At 66.2% G+C, this 20407-nt stretch carries 17 protein-coding genes; 10 read left to right on the plus strand and 7 right to left on the minus strand.

The features are described from left to right. The first annotated feature begins 24 nt into the window (after positions 1-24). From BME24068_RS33445 to BME24068_RS33490, 10 genes are all read left to right on the plus strand, one after another. Entirely contained in the window at positions 25-1632 is a 1608-nt protein-coding gene (locus BME24068_RS33445) for a carboxyl transferase domain-containing protein (protein WP_098551148.1), read from the plus strand. A gap of 19 nt (positions 1633-1651) precedes the next feature. Further along, on the plus strand, positions 1652-2437 hold the full coding sequence (locus BME24068_RS33450) for an enoyl-CoA hydratase/isomerase family protein (RefSeq protein ID WP_174928653.1): 786 nt from the start codon (positions 1652-1654) through the stop codon (positions 2435-2437). A gap of 36 nt (positions 2438-2473) precedes the next feature. Continuing rightward, complete coding sequence (locus tag BME24068_RS33455) at positions 2474-4474, plus strand: acetyl/propionyl/methylcrotonyl-CoA carboxylase subunit alpha (protein ID WP_174928654.1); 2001 nt, start codon at positions 2474-2476, stop codon at positions 4472-4474. A gap of 537 nt (positions 4475-5011) precedes the next feature. After that, positions 5012-5443 carry an STM2901 family protein gene (locus BME24068_RS33460; RefSeq protein ID WP_096507778.1) on the plus strand — a complete coding sequence of 144 codons (432 nt, stop codon included), beginning with the start codon at positions 5012-5014 and terminating at the stop codon, positions 5441-5443. After that, on the plus strand, positions 5443-5781 hold the full coding sequence (locus BME24068_RS33465; protein ID WP_096507708.1) for a DUF1493 family protein: 339 nt from the start codon (positions 5443-5445) through the stop codon (positions 5779-5781). Before BME24068_RS33460 ends, BME24068_RS33465 begins: the two co-directional genes overlap by 1 nt. Before the next feature lie 337 nt (positions 5782-6118). After that, complete coding sequence (locus BME24068_RS33470) at positions 6119-6322, plus strand: hypothetical protein (protein ID WP_096507707.1); 204 nt, start codon at positions 6119-6121, stop codon at positions 6320-6322. A gap of 42 nt (positions 6323-6364) precedes the next feature. After that, positions 6365-8479, plus strand: a complete 2115-nt coding sequence (locus BME24068_RS33475) for a phosphocholine-specific phospholipase C (protein ID WP_174928655.1) — start codon at positions 6365-6367, stop codon at positions 8477-8479. Positions 8480-8800: 321 nt separating this feature from the next. Continuing rightward, a complete protein-coding gene (locus BME24068_RS33480) occupies positions 8801-9943 on the plus strand; it encodes a DUF2827 domain-containing protein (protein WP_096507705.1) in 1143 nt (380 codons plus the stop codon). Between the two features lie 789 nt (positions 9944-10732). Next, positions 10733-11536 (plus strand): EAL domain-containing protein, encoded by an 804-nt coding sequence (locus tag BME24068_RS33485; RefSeq protein WP_174928656.1) that lies wholly within the window; start codon positions 10733-10735, stop codon positions 11534-11536. Between the two features lie 49 nt (positions 11537-11585). Next, complete coding sequence (locus BME24068_RS33490) at positions 11586-12002, plus strand: hypothetical protein (RefSeq protein ID WP_096507703.1); 417 nt, start codon at positions 11586-11588, stop codon at positions 12000-12002. A 12-nt stretch (positions 12003-12014) separates the two neighbouring features. On the opposite strand, the gene BME24068_RS33495 is transcribed toward BME24068_RS33490, so the two are convergent. From BME24068_RS33495 to BME24068_RS33525, 7 genes are all read right to left on the minus strand, one after another. Beyond that, positions 12015-12314, minus strand: coding sequence for a hypothetical protein (locus BME24068_RS33495; RefSeq protein WP_239008085.1), 300 nt, complete (start codon positions 12312-12314; stop codon positions 12015-12017). Positions 12315-12339: 25 nt separating this feature from the next. Next, positions 12340-13476 (minus strand): DUF2827 family protein, encoded by a 1137-nt coding sequence (locus BME24068_RS33500; RefSeq protein ID WP_096507702.1) that lies wholly within the window; start codon positions 13474-13476, stop codon positions 12340-12342. 28 nt (positions 13477-13504) lie between these two features. Further along, positions 13505-13972: a DUF4019 domain-containing protein gene (locus BME24068_RS33505; protein ID WP_174928657.1), complete on the minus strand. Its 468-nt coding sequence runs from the start codon at positions 13970-13972 to the stop codon at positions 13505-13507. 25 nt (positions 13973-13997) lie between these two features. Further along, positions 13998-15152, minus strand: a complete 1155-nt coding sequence (locus BME24068_RS33510) for a DUF2827 domain-containing protein (protein ID WP_096507700.1) — start codon at positions 15150-15152, stop codon at positions 13998-14000. Positions 15153-15166: 14 nt separating this feature from the next. After that, positions 15167-16312: a DUF2827 domain-containing protein gene (locus tag BME24068_RS33515; RefSeq protein WP_174928658.1), complete on the minus strand. Its 1146-nt coding sequence runs from the start codon at positions 16310-16312 to the stop codon at positions 15167-15169. A 416-nt stretch (positions 16313-16728) separates the two neighbouring features. Beyond that, positions 16729-17400: an OmpA family protein gene (locus BME24068_RS33520; RefSeq protein WP_174928659.1), complete on the minus strand. Its 672-nt coding sequence runs from the start codon at positions 17398-17400 to the stop codon at positions 16729-16731. A gap of 124 nt (positions 17401-17524) precedes the next feature. Beyond that, the coding region (locus BME24068_RS33525) for a YadA family autotransporter adhesin (protein ID WP_174928660.1) at positions 17525-20407 on the minus strand (2883 nt) is incomplete at its 5' end.

Raw genomic sequence — 20407 nt, forward strand, 5'->3', positions numbered from 1 at the left:
CGTCACGCGAACGGAGCCCCGTCGATGCCGATCATCGAATCGAAACTGAATCCGCGTTCGGAAGAATTCCGCGCGAACGCCGCGGCGCTGGAGGCGGTCGTCGCCGACCTGCGCGCGAAGATCGAACAGCTCGCGCAAGGCGGCGGCCAGGCCGCGCGCGACAAGCACCTGTCGCGCGGCAAGCTGCTGCCGCGCGACCGGATCGCGCAACTGCTCGATCCGGGTGCGCCGTTCCTCGAGCTGTCGCAGCTCGCGGCGAACGGCATGTACAACGACGACGCGCCGGGCGCGGGCGTGATCACCGGCATCGGCCGGATCGCGGGCCGCGAATGCATGATCGTGTGCAACGACGCGACGGTCAAAGGCGGCACGTACTACCCGATCACCGTGAAGAAGCACGTGCGCGCGCAGGAAATCGCCGCGGAAAACCGGCTGCCGTGCGTGTACCTCGTCGATTCGGGCGGCGCGAACCTGCCGAACCAGGACGACGTGTTCCCCGATCGCGACCACTTCGGCCGCATCTTCTTCAACCAGGCGACGATGTCGGCGGCCGGCATCGCGCAGATCGCGGTCGTGATGGGGTCGTGCACGGCCGGCGGCGCGTATGTGCCGGCGATGAGCGACGAGTCGATCATCGTGAAGAACCAGGGCACGATTTTCCTCGGCGGCCCGCCGCTCGTGAAGGCCGCGACCGGCGAGGAAGTGAGCGCCGAGGATCTCGGCGGCGGCGACGTGCACACGCGCCTGTCGGGCGTGGCCGACCATCTCGCGCAGAACGACCCGCATGCGTTGTCGATCGCCCGCAACATCGTCGATCACCTGGCGCCTAAGATTGCACCGCCGGTGGCGCTGCGCGAACCGAAGCCGCCGCGCTACGACGCGAAGAGCCTGTACGGCGTGATTCCCGTCGATACGCGCAAGCCGTTCGACGTGCGCGAGGTGATCGCGCGCATCGTCGACGATTCGGAGTTCGACGAATTCAAGGCGCGTTTCGGCACGACGCTCGTCACGGGCTTCGCGCATATCTGGGGCCATCCGGTCGGGATCATCGCGAACAACGGCATCCTGTTCTCCGAATCGGCCGTGAAGGGCGCGCATTTCATCGAGCTGTGCTGCCAGCGCAAGATTCCGCTCGTGTTCCTGCAGAACATCACGGGCTTCATGGTCGGCCGCAAGTACGAGAACGAAGGCATCGCGCGTCACGGCGCGAAGATGGTGACGGCCGTGTCGAACGCGAAGGTGCCGAAATTCACGGTGATCATCGGCGGCTCGTTCGGCGCCGGCAACTACGGGATGTGCGGCCGTGCGTTCGGCCCGCGCTTCCTGTGGATGTGGCCGAACGCACGGATCTCGGTGATGGGCGGCGAGCAGGCCGCGTCGGTGCTCGCGACGGTGCGTCGCGACGGCATCGAGGCGAAGGGCGGCTCGTGGTCGGCCGAGGAAGAGGATGCGTTCAAGCAGCCGATCCGCGACCAGTACGAGCGCCAGGGGCATCCGTACTACGCGAGCGCGCGGCTGTGGGACGACGGCGTGATCGACCCCGCGCAGACCCGCGACGTGCTCGGGCTCGGCCTGGCCGCATCGCTGAACGCACCGATCGACGACACGCGCTTCGGCGTGTTCCGCATGTAACGGCCGGGAGAATTCACCGATGCGATACGAAACGATCAAGGTAAGCGAAGCCGGCCGCGTGGCGACCGTCACGCTCGCACGCCCCGACGTGCGCAACGCGTTCAACGAGACGACGATCGCGGAGCTGACCACCGCGTTCGAGTGGCTCGATGCGCACGAAGGCGTGCGCGCGATCGTGCTCGCGGCCGAAGGCCCGGCGTTCTGCGCGGGCGCGGACCTGAACTGGATGAAGAAGATGGCCGGTTACTCGGACGACGAGAACCGCGCCGACGCGCGCAAGCTCGCGCGGATGCTCGAGGCGATCCACCGCTGCGGCAAGCCGGTGATCGCGCGCGTGCACGGCGACGCGTATGCGGGCGGCGTGGGCCTGGTCGCCGCGGCCGACATCGCGATCGCCGTCGACGGCGCGAAGTTCTGTCTGTCCGAAGCGCGGCTCGGCCTGATTCCCGCGACGATCGCGCCGTACGTCGTGCGCGCGATGGGCGAACGCGCCGCGCGCCGCTACTTCACGACGGCCGAAGTGTTCGACAGCACGCGCGCCGCGTCGCTCGGCTTCATTCACGACGCGGTGCCGGCCGACGCGCTCGACGAAACGGTCGCGAAGCTGGCGGCGGCGCTCGCCGCGAACGGCCCCGACGCGGTGCAGGCGTGCAAGCGGCTCGTCGCGGACGTGGCCGGCCGCCCGCTCGACGCGACGCTGATCGAGCAGACCGCCGACTGGATCGCGCGCACCCGCGCGGGCGCGGAAGCGCGCGAAGGGATCGCGTCGTTCCTCGAAAAGCGCACGCCTTCGTGGCGTGAATGATGGCGTGCCCATAACTTTCCGGACGACACCGAAGCCATGTTCGACAAGATTCTGATCGCCAACCGCGGCGAAATCGCCTGCCGCGTCGCCGCGACGTGCAAACGTCTCGGGATCGCGAGCGTCGCCGTCTATTCCGACGCGGACGCGAACGCGAAGCATGTCGCCGCGTGCGACGAAGCCGTGCATATCGGCGGCTCGGCCGCCGCCGACAGCTACCTGCGCATCGAGCGCATCATCGAGGCCGCGCGCGCCACGGGCGCGCAGGCCATTCACCCCGGCTACGGCTTCCTGTCGGAGAACGAGGATTTCGCGCATGCGTGCGAAGCGGCCGGCATCGCGTTCATCGGGCCGCCGGTCGACGCGATCGCGGCGATGGGCTCGAAGGCAGCCGCGAAGGCGCTGATGCACGCGGCCGCGGTGCCGCTCGTGCCCGGCTATCACGGCGACGACCAGGATGCGGGCAACCTGCATCGCGAGGCCGACGAGATCGGCTATCCGGTGCTGCTCAAGGCGAGCGCGGGCGGCGGCGGCAAGGGGATGCGCGTGGTCGAGCGCTCCGACGATTTCCCGGCTGCGCTCGCATCGTGCCAGCGCGAGGCGGCGAGCAGCTTCGGCAACGACCGCGTGCTGATCGAGAAATACCTGACGCGCCCGCGCCACGTCGAAGTGCAGGTGTTCGGCGACACGCACGGCAACACCGTCTACCTGTTCGATCGCGACTGCTCGGTGCAGCGCCGTCACCAGAAGGTGCTGGAGGAAGCGCCGGCGCCGGGCCTGCACGACGACGTGCGCCGCGCGATGGGCGAGGCGGCCGTCGCGGCGGCGCGCGCGGTGAATTACGTCGGTGCGGGCACCGTCGAATTCATCATGACGGGCGAAGCGTTCTACTTCATGGAAATGAATACGCGGCTGCAGGTCGAGCACCCGGTCACCGAGATGGTCACGGGGCTCGATCTCGTCGAGTGGCAACTGCGCGTCGCGTCCGGCGAGCCGCTGCCGCTGAAGCAGGAGGAGCTGCGCGTGCAGGGCCATGCGCTCGAGGCGCGTCTGTACGCGGAGAATCCGGCGCGCGGCTTCCTGCCGTCGACGGGCACGCTGAAGCACCTGCGGCTGCCGCACGGCGTCGAGTTCGCGATCGGCGCGCCGGTGCGCGTCGACAGCGGCGTGCGCGAAGGCGATGCGATCACGCCGTTCTACGATCCGATGATCGCGAAGCTGATCGTGCACGGCGCGGACCGTGCGGAGGCGCTCGGCCGGATGCTGCGCGCGCTGCGCGCATGCGAAGTGGTCGGCCTGCACACCAACGCCGCGTTCCTGCAGCGGATCGTCGCGTGCGAGCCGTTCGCGATCGCCGATCTCGATACGGGCCTGATCGAGCGCAACCACGATGCGCTGTTCGCGCCGCAACAGCTGCCGCGCGCGACGCTCGCGCTGGCCTGCGCCGCATTGTTCGCACGCGAACGCGGGGCGGCCGCGCGGGAAGGGGCGTCGCCGTGGCGTTCGCTGCCGGACTGGCGGCTGAACGGCGGCTATCGCCGCACGCTCGACTGGCATGCGCCCGATCGCGAAGCGGACCTGACGGCGACTTACGAGGACAACGGCAGCGGCGCACGGATTGCCGCCGGCGATGCGGCCGCGCAGCCGTTCGCGTGGGCGCGCGGCGCAACGCCGCTCGACTTCGACGTGACGCTCGACGGCGTGCGCAGCAGCGGCCGCGTGTATGCGGACGGCGACAGTTTCCACGTGTTCACGCAGGGCGTGGCCGAGACGCTCGAATGGCGCAACGTGCTGGCGCACGCGGGCGATGTCGAGCATGGCGGCGGCCGCCTGACCGCGCCGATGCCCGGCAAGGTCATCGCGGTGCTGGTCGAGCCGGGGCAGAAGGTCGAGACCGGCACGCCGCTGATCGTGATGGAAGCGATGAAGATGGAGCACACGATCGGCGCGCCGGGCGCGGGTGTCGTCGCGGAAGTGCTGTACGGCGTCGGCGATCAGGTCGCGGACGGTGCGCAGTTGCTGGTGATGGCGGAGGATTGAGCGGTGCGGCGCGTGAGGGCCGGTGGCGGCTCTCACGCGGGGGACCAGGGCCGTGCCTCAAGGCAGGAAAGGCCCGACGACATCCGGATGCGAATGCCTGATGTGCATGCATCGGGACGACACAGCATTCTTGTGTTGTGATTGTCGTTCTCGTTGCGCGTAGACAATAATAAATAATCTGCGTGTGGCGTCTTCAAGATATTTGAATCGTCCAGTGATCCTCGCCGGTGAGCGGCAGCTCGACACGTGCTGTTGCGCGGCCTTGCACCGGTTTGCCCGTTGCAACAGTTGTTCAAAGATCGAAACCGGACCCGTCCGGACCTCTTCGCCGAAATGAACTGGCCGCTTCCTCTTGTGCAGAAAGGGGAAGCGCAATGGCGGCTACTTTCCGGGGCGTCCGGAAAATCAGGCTCGACCAGAGCAACAGCTGCGCGTTCTTGCCCATGCTCGACATGGCTGCGTTAGCGTAACCGCCGGGATGTGCGGCCCGGTGTCCTGCGCAATGATCGAATGAACGTAGCTGAGAGAAAGACCGAGATGGCGAACAAATATAAATACGGAATTCACATCGACCTTACCCCGCCAGAACTTTTCTGCCTGATTGTTATCGACGTAGCCTGTGATGAATTGGGTATCGATGATGCTGTCGGGATCGCGATGATTTTGTTGGGTCAAAGGTTCGTGCCGACCAGAGGGAAGTTCGGCGGAGCGGTCAAGGGAACCTCGATCGCATCCAGGGTATCGAGAAAGGTGCTGCCCTATGAACTCAAGTACAAAATTCTGCCAACGGTAACGTCATTCAAGAGTCTCCTGCTGCTCAAGATCAAATTTACCAGGGAGCTCGGCGCCTTTGTCGGGCGGGCCGTACCGGTGGTCGGTTGGGCCATTACCGCTATCGATATATCAATCATCATGTATCGCTCTACGGTCACGTACAATGGCTTGGTCAAGCAGGAGGATCGCTTTTAATGGACGGTCGTCTGATAGAGATGGTGCGGGATGAGGCTGATTCGCCATTGCACGGCGCGCTCGAGATTACCCCGGACACGGATCTCTGCATCGATCTTGAAATCTCCGACAGGGCCATGTTGAGATTGATGCGGAGATTTTCGGAAACCTTTGGCGTTGATATTGCCGATTTCGACATTGACTACTATTACCCTTCCCGGAAACTGGGATTGGGTCGATTCTTGATGGCGGTATTCAGGTCGCCATTTAGTGCCAACGCCCGGGACAAAATACTGGAGCGTCCGCTCACCGTCAAAATGATGGAGGCGGCGATCGAAACTGGGCGATGGACGATGTAACCGCTCGAAAAAGGGCGGGGCATCGCCCGGTTCGTGGCTGGCCATCCATGACAGCGCGCCGGTCGGCGGTCCGCTGAAATGGCGCGCTTTTCCCGATGTGCGCCGCCATGCGCGCTACACTGGGCCCTTCGAATCTCCCCTCCCGCCGACGATGACCGCTCCCGCCTTTCGATCGCCGGCGCACCCGCCACACACGCACCAACGCGTGCATTCACACGCACGTCGATCCCTGTCGCCCGACACTGTCGTGTAACACGTCAAACTTAGCATTTCGGCGTCGATATGACCGACGCGGCTTCGCGTCCGCGTCACGTCATCCCATCCACGGAGAACCGTTATGCGAAAGTCGGCCCTGCGGCCTTTCGCGGTCGCCGGCCTGCTCACGCTGATCGCACTTCTGAGCGCCTGCAACGACGACCTGACTGCAACCCCTGCGCCCGTCGCGCAGCAAAAGGCCGCGTGCGGCGGCGGCACGGTCGCCACCGCGCAGATGCGCTGCCCGCCGGGTTTCACCGCCCCGGCTTCCTCGCCCGCATCCTGATACCGGCCGATTCCACCAGAAATCCAATCACGAGCACTCAGCATGGCCATCCATTCGCGACGCGATTTTCTGAAATTCTCCGCCGGCCTCGCCGGTGCGACCGCCGCCACCGCGCTGCTTCCCGAGTCGATCCGCAAGGCGCTTGCGATCGAGCCGAATACCGTGACGGGCACGATCCAGGATGTCGAGCACATCGTCGTGTTCATGCAGGAAAACCGCTCGTTCGACCACTACCTCGGTCACCTGAGCGGCGTGCGCGGCTACAACGACCGCTTCCCGGTCACGCTGCCGAACGGCAAGCCGGTCTGGTTCCAGCCGCGACAGGAAGACCAGGCGAGCGTGATCGCGCCGTTCCGCTACGACACGACCGACCCGGGCGTCAACGCGCAGTGCATCGGCGGCCTGCCGCATACGTGGGCGACGACGCACGGCGCGATCGACAACGGCCGGGCGGATCAATGGGCGGTGCAGAAGTCCAACATGACGATGGGCTACCACGTCCGCGACGATATCCCGTTCCATTACGCGCTCGCGGATGCGTTCACCGTGTGCGACAACTATTTCTGCTCGATTCCCGGCAACACGCATCCGAACCGGATGTACCTGATGACGGGCATGGTCGACCCGCTCGGCACGGGCGGCGGCCCGCTGCTCGACAACACCGACTACATCGACAACCCGTTCGACACGATCCAGTTGCCGCCCTTCAGCTGGACGACCTACCCGGAGCGGCTGGAGAAGGCCGGCATCTCGTGGCAGATCTACCAGCAGGGCACCGGGTTCGACAATTTCACCGGCAACTACGGCACGAACATGCTGGCGTGCTTCAACAACTTCGTGAACGCGCCGGCCGGTTCGTCGCTGCAGACGCGCGGGATGAGCACGCGACCGGTCACGCAGCTGAAGGCCGACGTGCAGGCGAACGCGCTGCCGCAGGTGTCGTGGCTGCTGCCGCCCGCCGCGTATTCCGAGCATCCGAAGTTCACGCCGCTGTACGGCGCCTACTACCTGTCGACGATCCTCGATGCGCTGACGTCCAATCCCGAGGTGTGGAGCAAGACCGTCCTGCTCGTCATGTACGACGAAAACGACGGCTTCTTCGATCACGTCGTGCCGCCGTCGGCGCCGACGCTGCCGGGCTCCGGCATGAGCACCGTGGACGTGTCGCTCGAGCGGCACGACCACGTGACGTCGACGCAAACCGGCACGTATACGGCCGACAACCTGCCGTACGGCCTCGGCCCGCGCGTGCCGATGTTCGTCGTGTCGCCGTGGTCGAAGGGCGGCTTCGTCTGCTCGCAGGTCTTCGATCACACGTCGGTGCTGCAATTCATCGAGCAGCGCTTCGGCGTGATGGAAACGAACATCTCGCCGTGGCGCCGCGCGATCTGCGGCGACCTGACGTCGGCGCTCGACTTCTCGAAGTCGGACGCCACGCTGCCGACCTTGCCGAGCACGCAGTCGTATGTCGCGCAGGCCGACCTGCAGTGTTCGCGTGCGTCGTCGCAGACGGCGCCGGCCAGCACCGCGCAGCAGGTCGTGACGGCGCAGGAATCGGGCACGCGGCCGGCGCGCGCGCTGCCGTACGAGTTGCACGTCACCGGGCAGCTCCAGGCGCAAGGCTACGCACTGACGTTTGCGAATACCGGCACGCAAGGCGCGCACTTCTGGGTCTATACGGGCGATCCGGCCGCGATGCCGCGCCGCTATACGGTCGAAGCGGGCAAGCAACTGACCGATACGTGGGCACTCGACGCGAGCGGCAACTATCTCGTGAGCGTGTGGGGCCCGAACGGCTATTTCCGGCGCTTCGCGGGTTCGGCCGCGGCGGACGCCGGCGCGAAGCCGGAAATCACGCCGTGCTATGACGTCGCCAACGGCGACGTGTACGTGACGATCGCGAATGCCGGGGCCAGCGCGCTCACGGTCACGGCGACCGATGTCGCGTACGGCGGGGCGCCGCGCACGCTGACGATTCCGGCGGGACAGCGCGTCGAGGCGCACTGGGACCTGTCGTGCAGCAGCCGCTGGTACGACCTGCAGTTCGCGGTAGCGGGCAATGCGGGCTGGGTGCGCCGCATCGCGGGGCACGTCGAAACCGGCAAGGCCAGCATCACCGACCCCGCCGCCGTCGCGCCGACGATCGCCGCGATCTGACGGCAACCGGCGTGCGCCGCCGGTCGACACCGGCCGGCGCACGCGCGGGCGATGTCGAAGGGGGCGGCGGTACGTCGGGCCAGCACCCGTCACCGTGCGCCCTCATCGGCGCGCGCATCGTCTCTCCATCCCTTCGTCATGCCCGTTGCCGCCGCCCGCGCGGCGAACCGGCCGGGTGCTGACCATTCCTGACACTGTGCGACTGGCGCTCCGCTAGAATGCCGGGCTGCCGCCGGCATGTGCCACGGCTTGACGGGGGCGGCGCTGCGCGCGCTACACTGCGTGGATTCCAGCCCCATCCAACTTCCCATCCCGCCGACGATGACGTCTCCTGCCCTGAACGGCCTGCGCATCGGTATCACCATCGGACTGCGCACCCCCGACGAAAGCCTGTGGATCAACGGCATCAAGCAGAACGCGCTGTTTCTCGCGAAGCTGCTGATGGCGTCGCCGCACGGCTACCGCGTGACGCTGGTCAACACGACCGACGTGCCGCTCACCGATGCCCTGCCGTGGGATCGCAGCGTGTACGACACGCGCGCGTTCGCCGACATGAAGGACGCGCTCGACGTCGTGATCGAACTCGGCGGCCAGATCGACGGCGAGCAGACGGCCTACCTGAAGGCGCGCGGCGCGAAGATCGTCAGCTATTGCTGCGGTGTCGAGTACATCAACGCGATGGAGTCGATGCTGTTCGGCCGCCGTCTGTGGGATTCGCTGTTCATCAACCGCGGCTACGACGAGGTGTGGGCGATTCCGCAGATCGCGCCGTCGTCGCTGCCGTTCCTGCAGTCGCTGCGCCGCTGCCCCGGGCGCGTCGTGCCGTTCGTGTGGGATCCGATGTTCCTGAGCGCGCGGGCGCAGTCGCTGCCCGGGCACGGCGAATACCGGCCGCGCAGCGAGCCGGGCAAGCGGCTCACGGTGATGGAGCCGAACCACAACGTCGTGAAATTCTGCGTGTATCCGATGCTGATCATCGACGAAGCGTATCGCCGCGACCCCGACGCGATCTGCTTCACGCACGTGACCAACGCCGATCGCCTCGCGCACGACAGCCCCGAGTTCGTGATGCTGATGAACTACCTGGACATCGTGCGCGCGGGCAAGGCGAGCTTCGTCGGGCGCTTCGACACGCCGCTGTTCCTGGCCGACCTGACCGACATCGTCGTGTCGCATCAATGGTCGAACCCGCTGAACTACTTCTATTTCGATGTGTGCTGGCAGGGCTATCCGCTCGTACACAACGCGAGCCTCGCGCCCGAACTCGGCTACTACTATCCGGACAACGACGTGCAGAAGGGCGCCGATGCGCTGCTGCACGCGCTGCACACGCACGACGACGACTGGGAAGGCTATACGCGGCGTCAGCGCGACATCCTCGCCCGCTATACGTCGGCGAACCCGGCGCTGGTCGCCGAATACGACGCGCTGCTCGCGAACCTGACCGGCGCGACGGCCGCGTAGCTGCGCCGAAGGCGATCCGGGGCCCGCGTTCGTTCGCGATCGGCACGATTCGCGGCGGCCGCGCATGCCGTCATTCGGGTTGTCCCGGAGTTAAAGTATGAAGAAATGGTGCCGTTAAAAAAGAAACCGTCGAACCGGGGAGATTCGACGGTTTTTGAAGGCACGAATTTGACGGCTCCGAGGGAAGTCCGTCGAAAATAATTTTATAGGTTAACAAGTCGGAAAGATTGTTAAATATCTTACAGAAGCGGGCTGTCATATAATTCGGCTCGCAATTGCCGACGGAATTCGGATCGATTCCGCTTCGGGTCTTCGTAATATCGTTTGAAACGGTGAAATTGAATTCTGCGGCGACCGAATCGCGCTCGGCGATGTGGCCGGAAAGCCACGCCAGGCGGGCTCGACGCCGGTTGGCGGTACAGCGTCGTCGGCGGCTATTCGTCACATCAAATGACCAACGCCCGATCTTTGAAACGCGTGTCGAGAATAAATAATGAGACCGAAGACGTTTGGAGCCGGTTAATAAACAGGATCGACTGAAATTGCCCTGGCAGTTTTGTGTAACCTGTCGCACTGTCGGCGGGGTGTCGGTATGGTGTATTTTCTCTGTTTGAATGTCGTTGACAATATCGGATTTGACGGCGCGCCGAAATGAAAAGTACGCTCCCGGAAAAGATCGAAATAAGAGGATGGGCCGGGTAGGCGGTGGAGCATGTCGTTGCCGGTTTGCTCCACATGTATCTTGAGCGCGGGCCGTTATCGGCGGCCCGACATTTGCCGGAGCGCCGGATGAGTACGGTCGAACCTCGCCTTGAGGCGAACAGGGAAGCGTATCGGAACGAGATCGATCTCGTATTCGGTGCCGCTGACGATCACCCCGACCTCGCGTCGGTACGCAGTTTCGTCGAAAGCCGGCTCGGGTTCGCGCGCGAGCCGGTATGCCGGGCCGATCTGTCGGGCGGCGTGCTGTATCACGAATGCCTCGCGCGATTGCGGTGGGGAGGGCGCGACGCGCTGCCGCCGCTCGCATTCCTGCCGCGTCTCGAAGCGCTCGGGCTGATGCGCTGGTTCGACCGGCTCGTGGTCAACCGGACGATCGACGCGTTGCGCGCCGATCCGAAAGCCGTGTACGGCTGCAATATCGCGGCGGCGAGCGCGGTCGTCGACGACGCGTGGATGACCATCATCAGGCGGCTCGAGCGCGAGCCGTCGGTCGCGGCGCGGCTGGTCGTCGAAATCACCGAGACGGGGCCGCTGAACCCCGTTGCGGGCCGTTCGTTCGTGAATCGGTTCCGGCAGGCCGGATGCCGCGTCGCGATCGACGACTTCGGCGTCGGCTTCAGCGCGCTGAACAGTCTGGTGATCGGCAATCCCGATATTGTGAAGCTCGACCGGTCGGTGTTGTCGCTGATCAAGCGCAACGCGATCGGGCGCTACCAGTTTCGCCGGCTGATCGCGTTTGCGCACGAGAGCGCGCGGCACGTCGTCGTCGAAGGCGTGGAGAACGAGGTCGACCGGCAGATCATCCTGGATTCCGGCGTCGCATGGGCGCAGGGCATCCGGTTTTCATGGCGCTCGCCGGCTGCCGCATGACGGCGCGGCGCACCGGTATCGGGCAATCCTGGATCGCGAAGGGGCGAACATGTCGCACATGAAGGCCGGGCCTGGAACGGGCACGCAGGCGGCCGACGGGCGCGCGCTCGTCGCAATCGCCGAGCTTGCCGACATGCTGCGGCAGCTCGGTGCGGACGCGGCCGATGCGCCGCTCGACGTCGTGCCGTTTCTCGACGGTCTGAACGCGGTTGCCCGTCGTATTCAGCGGATGAAGCCGCTCGACGCCGAGAGCCGCGAACTCGCGGCGCGGCACTATTACGGCGGCGTGATCGCGGGCGCGTGCGGCGACGATTCGGCGATCGCGCGCGGCGTGTCCGGCAGCGTGGCGCGCCACGCCGGCCGCGTCAGCCGCCAGGCGAACCGCTGTTTCGCGGCGCTGGCGCGAGTCGGCCGCCGGCATGGCCTTGCGTTCGCCGCGCAGCGCGGCGACAAGGTGCCGGCTTAGGGCCTGTTCACGCTAATAGCGGGCTTGCGACGTCCGGCAAGCCGGTTGTCGATCTTTTCCGAAACCGCCGAGCACGAGCGCCAATGCGCGGTCGGCCGCATCGTCCCATCGCCCCGCGTGCGCACCGCCGTCGACGGCGATCGCGTCGTCGGGCAACTGGTCGATCACCTGCAGGCTCGTGTCGAGCTCGTCCTGGATAGGCGGCCGGCCAGTCTTGATCAGGGTCTCGGCCTGACGCTCGCAGTGCCGGTTGATGACGAACGGGCCGTGGATCGAATCGATCACGACGAAACTGCGGACGGCCTGATTCATGGGCGGGGAACGCGTGCGAAGACGCTCAGCCGAGCGCGCGCCCGGCGAACAGCCGCTGGATCTGTTCCGAATACGCGCGCACGTTGTGTTCGGCAAGCGCGTCGACCTGATGCAGGCAGCGGCGGGCCGCTGCCGCGTAATCGTCGAGCCGCGCGTCGTGCGTTTGCGCGGCGGTCGCGATCGCGCGCGCCGCATCGAAGATCTCGAAGTCCGGGTAGTAATAGCCGACGTCGCGCAGGAACGGCGAGTTGTGCACGAGCGGGTAGTTGCCGTACAGCGCGTCGTACAGCAGGTAGTTCAGCCCGTTTTCCCAGTGGTGCGACACGACGATGTCGGTGTGGTGCGCGGCCCACGCGATGAACGGCGCACGCACGTCGGCCGTTGCCTTGCCGTCGCGCACCATCTCGAGCCCCAGCGCGAGATGCTTGAAGGCGACGTTTTCCTTCTTGTCGAACGTGTTGGTCATGTACACGTGTTCGACGAGTTCCGGGTGTTCGACGTAGCACGCGTTCGCGGCGAGCATCGGCACGATCGCACTCTTCACGACGTTCAGGTTCGGCTCGAAGAACGCGATGCGCTTGGCCGGGCCGTGATTGCGGTAGCCGAAGCGCGCCTTCAGGTCGGGATCGGCGTCGAGGCTGCGTTCGATGAAGTACGGCGACCAGATGTGCGGCAGCGCGATCACCGGCGCGCGGTAGACGGCCTGGAAATAGGCCGCGCACGTGTGCATGTGCTGCGGGTTGGTCCAGATTTCGTCGAACTGCACGCGGTGCGGGTTCGGCCGCCAGTTGTTCTTCTCGAAGTTGATCGTCTCGACCGCGATCACGTAGTCGTTGCCGAAGCGGTACGACACGCACTTGCCGCCGCGCGCACGCACGGCGTCCGCGTGCGACGGGTCGATGAACGCGTTCATCTCGATCAGCAGGTCGGTCTGGTGGACGACCGCGGACAGCGGGCGCAGCGCATCGCCGAACGCGTCCATCATCAGCGCCTGCGGGTATTCGGCGATGCCGTCGTCGTGCGCGAGCCAGACTTCGCCGATCAGCGGCGAGCTTTTCAGCAGCATGTACAGGTACACGCAATGCTGGTTCGCGCCGTTGTACCAGATCGACTGCGTCGCGTCGCGCTGCACGTTCATCGTAATCGCGACATTGATTTTCATCGGCGGCTCCGGGCGGGCGATGCGCGGGTTACGGCGCGTAATTCTGCGATTGGCGCGGCACGTAGCCGGTCAGGTGCCAGCGGCCGTCGTCGTCGAGGCGAAAGCTCAGTTTCTCGAACACGGTCGCGCCGCTCGCGAGCGTCGTCGCGTAGTCGAGGTTCGCGTACAGGCCGTCGGGCATCGTCGCGACGTTGGCGTAGCGGATGCGCGTGATCTGCGCCCAGCCGCGGTGGGTGACCGTGCCGACGGACTGCCGCGCGTGCTGGATGTCGGCCACGAACTGGTCCGGCTGGATGCGCGCCTTCACGAACGCGGCGGAATCGGCCCACACCGCGCGGTACTGGCCGGCGTCGAGCAGCTTGAAGACGATGTCCGCGTCGTGCAGCAGTGCGTCGGCCGATTCGCCGTCGGATTGTGCGTGCGCGCCGATCGCGATCGACGCGAGCGCGCAGCCGATCAGCCATTTCGCGCGGGAGAGGGGCGGGAGTGCATTCATGTCGGAGTCCGGGGAGCGCGGCGCGTTACGCGTCGCGATAGAGCGACGCGATCGCGTCGGAATACGCGGCGACGTTGTCGGGGTTGTAGATGCTGACCGAGTCGAGCACGTGCTTCGACTGCTCGCGATACGCGTCCAGGTTCGCGTCGTGTTCGGCGAACGCCTGCAGCAGCGCGCGGCCGCCGGCCTGGCAATCGAAGTCCGGATAGAAATACCCGGCCTTGCCGAGGAACGGCGAGTTGTGGATCAGCGGATAGTCGCCGTACAGCAGTTCGTAGTACAGGTAGTTCTGCGCGTTTTCCCACGTATGCGACACCACCGCATCGCCGTAGGCCGCCATGAATTCGTACACCGCGTAGCGGCTTTCGAACGTCGTGATCCCGTGGTTCACGATGTCGAGGCTCTTCGCGAAGTGGACGAACGTCGGATGTTCCTTCAGGTGCACGGTATTGCACACGCGCACGAACTCCACGAAATCGGGCTTCGCGCGATACGCTTCCTCGGTCACCAGCATCGGGACGATGCTCGTCTTCACCATGCAGATGTTCGGCTCGAACATCGTCACGCGCCAGCGCGGCTTGCCGGGCCTGTAGCCGAACGACAAGCCCGCGCCGAGCGTCGCGCGCGCCTTGTCGAACAGCATCGGATGCCAGATGTGCGGAACGATCGTGACCGGCGCGCGCAGGCCCGTCTGGTAATAGTGCAGGCACGAGCGCTCGAATTCCGGAATCGTCCACACCGCGTCGTACGGCGCGCCGGAGAACAGGAAGCCCGACGGCTTGTTGAACATCGCGCGCTCGATGTCGATCACGTAGTCGTTGCCGACCCGCATCGTGACCACCTTGCCGCCGCGATCGCGGAACGTGCGCAGGTAGTCCGCGCCGAACTGCGCGCTCATTTCGATCAACACGTCGCAGCGCTGCAGCGCTTCGTCCATCGACAGGAGCGGCACGTCCCACTCGCCGAGCATCATCTGCGGATCGGCGAGTTGTTCGCCGCCGTTCACCATCACGGCTTCGGCTACGAGCGGCGACTGGCGCAGCAGCAGGATCAGCAGCAGGCAGTTCTGGAAAATGCCGTTTTCCCACAGCGACTGGCCGGCGCCGCGCACGAACAGCGAGACGCCGACGACGAGACGCTTGCCCTCGCCGGGCGCTTGACGGGCATTGGAGTCCGACATGCGTATGCTCCGGTTCAGGCGACCAGGCGCGCGACGAACGCGTCCAGGTTCGCGGGGTTGTCGATCGAGACCGACTGCAGCAGCCGGCCGGCTTTCGCGCGATAGTCGTCGAGCCGTTCATCGTGATGCAGCCACGCATCGAGCAGCGCGCGGCCGCCCGCGGCGGCATCGAAGTCCGGGTAGTAGTAACCGGCGTCGCCGAGCATCGTCGAGTTGTGGATCAGCGGATAGCCGCCGTACAGCACGTCGTAGTACAGATAGTTCTGCGCGTTTTCCCAGTGGTGCGACACGACGGCGTCCGCATGGCGCGCCATGAAGCCGGGCAGATCCATGCGCGGCTCGAAGGTCGCCTTGTGCTGGCGCACCAGGTCGAGGCTGTTCGCGAAGTGCACGAAGGTCGGGTGTTCCTTCATGTGCATCGAGTTGACGACGAACATGTGCTGCACGGCGTCCGGGCGCGCGCGGTAGAGCTCGTCGCACGCGAGCATCGGGTAATGGCACGACTTCACGACCGAGATGTTCGGTTCGAGCGTCGCGAGATGCCACGGCCGCTGGCCGGGCCGGTAGCCGAAGGTCACGCCCTCGGCCGCGAGCGCGGCGATGCGGCGCTCGAGGAAGTACGGCGACCACAGGTGCGGAATCGTGTAGACCGGCGCGCGCAGCAGCGTGCGCAGCAGCGGCGCGTCGATCTTCTCCGATTTCTCGAGCACCCACACTTCGTCGAACGACGTGCCGTTGAAGACATGCCCCGACGGTTTCCCGAAGATCGGCGTTTCAGCGAGGCCGCTATATGTGTGGCCGACGTAGCACGCGACGCATTTCTTGCCGAGCGCCTTCATGTGCTTCATCCATTCCACCGGCAGTTGCGCGCCCATCTCGATCACGACGTCGAGCTCATGCGTCACGTCGGAAGGCTTCACGAGCGGAATGTCGAGGCCGTCGAGGTCGAGCCCGGCCGGCAGCGCGTTGGCGTCGCCGCCGTTCAGGAAATAGACGGGGCCGACGCGGTCCGAGCGCTTGAGCATCATCGCGAGGAACGCGATGTTCTGATGGATGCCGTTTTCCCAGATCGCCTGGCCGTCCCGCGCAAACAGCGAGATGCCGACGGCCGGCCGTTGCTTGCGGGTGCGACCCGAGGCGGCTTGATTGATGTCCGTCACCGGTTGGTTTCCTCTGCGGCGTCGTGCGTGCGGCCGTGGCGTCGAGCGAGCGGCCCGAAAACGGCGCGCCGTGGATTGTCATGGTTGCGTGTGCGCCGGCGTGCGCTGCAAAACAAGTCGAGCGGCGCGGAGCGCGGGGCGGCCGCCGGGTTCCGGAATGCCGTCGCGCGGGATTGGCACGGCGCGCGATGCGGGCGGAACGCCCGGCAACTGTCTGCGCCGATTGTGGCACGGAAGTCGCCGGTTTGTGGAGGGGCATGACGAACTTTGACATAGCGCCGACGCCGTCGCGGCGCCCCGGCGAAGCGGTGCCGGAACGGTCCGGCGGGCTGCCGGCGGGGCGGATGTGCCCGCCACGGTTCGCGGCCGTCGCGGGCGGACGCGTGCGGCGCCCGGGGGGCCGCGACGGCTGCCGTTCAGCGTTGCAGCGAGATTTCGACGCGGCGGTTGCTGGCGCGGCCTTCGGCCGTCGCGTTGGACGCGACCGGATCGGCGCTGCCGCGGCCCGTCACCGACACGGATTGCGCGTTCAGCCCGTGCGTCTTCAGGTAGCCCGCGACGGTTTGCGCGCGGCGCTTCGACAGCGCGAGATTGGATGCATCGTTGCCCGTCGAATCCGTATAGCCGGTCACCGTCACCTGCGAGTACGTGCGGTCTTCGCGTTCGCTCAGCAGCTTGTCGAGCGATGCGCGCGCGGTGGGCGTCAGCGTGGCCAGGCCCGTCGCGAACAGCGCGTCGCCGGCCAGGTTGACGTGCTCGACCGCGGGCGCGGGAGCCGGTGCCGGTTCGGCGGCCGACGCCGTTTCCGCCGGCGCGGCGCCGCACTGGAACACCAGCGTCGCCGGATCCGAGCTGTCGCGCAGCGCGCGGACCGAATCGACGGTGCGCACCGGCTGGTCGCCGCAGATCTTGCGGGCGGCTTTCATGCAGGTCTGCGGGCCCGACAGCAGGCCGTGGCAGTCCACCTGGAACGTGCGCACGCCATCGCGCGGCTGCAGTTCGGATGCGCTGTAGGTCGGGCCGGATGCGGTCGAGCACGCGGCGAGGCCCATTGCGGAAAGCGCGAGCGCGAGAGCGAGTTTGTTCACGGTTACGTCCTCAAGGCTTGGGTTGACCGAAGCCCGCCGTGCGGGGCGCGGCGGGTTCGTCCTGCCGTCGGAGCCGCCACGTCCGGCCCGGCTGGCGAGCCGGGCGGCGTGGCGGCGCGACGGGTTACTTCCACTGATACAGCATGCCGGCGCCGATCACCTTCTGACCGCCGCTGAAGCCGCCGTTGATCGACGCCTTCAGGTTTTCCGTGATGCGGGCCTGCATGTTGACCGCCATCGCCTTCTGGCCGAGGAAGGTCGACGTACCGACACCCATCCCGAAGTTGGCATCGCGATCGAGCTGCGGGATCGAGGCCATCGCGCCGACGGCCGCGATACCCTGCTTTGCCATCTGGTCGGTCTGCTGCAGTTGCGAACCCAGCGTGTTGATCTGCGCCTGCTGGCCCGACAGTGCCGTCGACAGCGTCGTCTGCACCTGCGTCAGCTGGTTCACGTTCACCGCGTCGGTGCCTTCCGTACCCGGCGCGACGTTCGTGATCTGGCGCTGCTGCGTGTCGCTACCCACCGACACCACGTTCGAACGGCCGCCGTCGGTCGAATTCGCGCCGATCGCCACCGAGTTCGAGCCGGTCGTCACGGTCGGCTTGTCGTTGCCGGTACCGTTCATGTCGGCCGCGATGCCGGAGGTGTTCGCCGCACGCGCCTGGTTGTTGTTGATCGTCGTCGACAGCTGGTTCAGCGTGTTGTTGATGTTCGTCACGCCCGTCGACAGCGAGGCCACGTTGCTGTTCGTCGTGCTCAGGCCGGTCGACAGCGAGCCGATGCCGGTCGACGTCGACGTGGACAGCGACGACACGTTGCTGTTCGTCGAGCTGAGGCCCGTCGACAGCGAGTTGATCGCGGTCGAGGTTGACGTGGACAGCGAGGCCACGTTGCTGTTCGTCGAGCTCAGGCCGGTGGACAGCGAGCCGATGCCGGTCGACAGCGACGAGATGTTCGACGCGGTCGACGTGGACAGGCTGTTGAGCGCCTGGTTCGTCGCGTTGAGCTGGCTGCCGTTGATCGCGTCCGTGCTGGTGGCCGATACCTGGCCTGCCGCGACGTTCGTGATCTGGCGTTCCTGGCCCGGCTGACCGACGCTCACGACACCTACCGGCGAGCTGCCCGCGAAGAAGTACGTGACGCCGCCGATCGTTGTGCTCGACGTGCCCACTGCCGTACCCGTGACCGAGTTCGCGCCGAGTGCGACCGAGTTCGCGACGTTCGCCGTGGCGTTCGAGCCGAGCGCGAGGGCGTCGGCCGCGGTTGCCGAGGCGTTCGAACCGTAGGCCTGCGCGCCCGTGGCGCTCGCGGTCGCCTTGTTGCCGAGTGCGATCGTGTTGTCCGCGGTCGCCTGGCTCGAGCCGCCGAGTGCGACGGCGTTGGCGCCGTTCGCCGTGTTCGCGTTGCCGAGCGCCACGGCGCCGTCGCCGCTGGCCGTGTCGTTCGCGCCCATTGCCACGGCGCCCGTGCCCGTTGCCACGCTCGGGTCGCCGATTGCGACCGCGCCGTCGCCGCTTGCCGTGTTGCCGGAGCCGATCGACACCGCCTTGCCGCCGGTGGCCGATGCGTTCTGGCCGATCGCGACCGCGCCGGCCGACGCAGCGCTCGAGCCGTCGCCGACTGCGACGCTGCTGGCGCCTGCCGCGCTGGCGTTCACGCCGGCTGCGAGCGAGTTGACGCCCGTTGCGCCGCTGTCGTTGTAGTTGCCTTGCTGCGTACCGTTGTCGTTGACGCTGTAGTAGTGCGTCTTCGCGTCGTTGATCGCGGTCGAGGTCGACGTGGACAGCGAGGCCACGTTGCTGTTCGTCGAGCTCAGGCCGGTGGACAGCGAGCCGATGCCCGTCGAGGTCGACGTGGACAGCGAGACGATCGTGCTGTCGGTCGAACTCAGGCTGGTCGACAGGGAGTTGATGCCCGTCGAGGTCGAGGTCGACAACGACGTGATCGTGCTGTTCGTCGAACTCAGGCCGGTGGACAGCGAGCTGACGCTGGTCGAGGTCGAGGTGGACAGCGACGTGATCGTGCTGTTCGTCGAACTCAGACCGGTGGACAGCGAGTTGATGCCGGTCGAGGTCGAGGTCGACAACGACGTGATCGTGCTGTTCGTCGAGCTCAGACCGGTGGACAGCGAGTTGATGCCGGTCGAAGTCGAAGTCGACAGCGAGCTGATCGAGCTGGTGGCCGACGACAGGCCGGTCGACGTCGAGGTCGAGAGCGACGTTACCGTGCTGTCGGTGGAGCTGAGGCCGGTCGACAGCGAGTTGATGCCGGTCGAAGTCGAAGTCGACAGCGAACTGATCGAGCTGGTGGCCGACGACAGGCCGGTCGACGTGGAGGTCGAGAGCGACGCCACCGAGCTATCGGTGGAGCTCAAGCCCGTCGACAGCGAGTTGATACCCGTCGAGGTCGACGTGGACAGCGAACTGATCGAGCTGGTGGCCGATGAGAGGCCGGTCGACGTCGAGGTCGAGAGCGACGTCACCGTGCTGTCGGTGGAGCTCAGGCCGGTCGACAGGGAGTTGATGCCGGTCGAAGTCGACGTAGAGAGCGAACTGATCGAGCTGGTGGCCGACGACAGGCCGGTCGACGTGGAGGTCGAGAGCGACGCCACCGAGCTATCGGTGGAGCTCAAGCCCGTCGACAGCGAGTTGATACCCGTCGAGGTCGACGTGGACAACGAACTGATCGAGCTAGTCGCCGACGACAGACCGGTCGACGTCGAGGTCGACAGCGACGTTACCGTGCTGTCGGTGGAGCTGAGGCCAGTCGACAGGGAGTTGATGCCCGTCGAAGTCGACGTAGAGAGCGAACTGATCGAGCTGGTGGCCGACGACAGACCAGTCGAAGTCGAGGTCGAGAGCGACGTTACCGTGCTGTCGGTGGAGCTGAGGCCAGTCGACAGGGAGTTGATGCCCGTCGAAGTCGAGGTGGACAACGAACTGATCGAGCTAGTCGCCGACGACAGACCGGTCGAAGTCGAGGTCGAGAGCGACGTGATCGTGCT

This window comes from Burkholderia anthina (genome assembly GCF_902498995.1).
GTDB classification, from domain to species: Bacteria; Pseudomonadota; Gammaproteobacteria; order Burkholderiales; family Burkholderiaceae; genus Burkholderia; species Burkholderia anthina.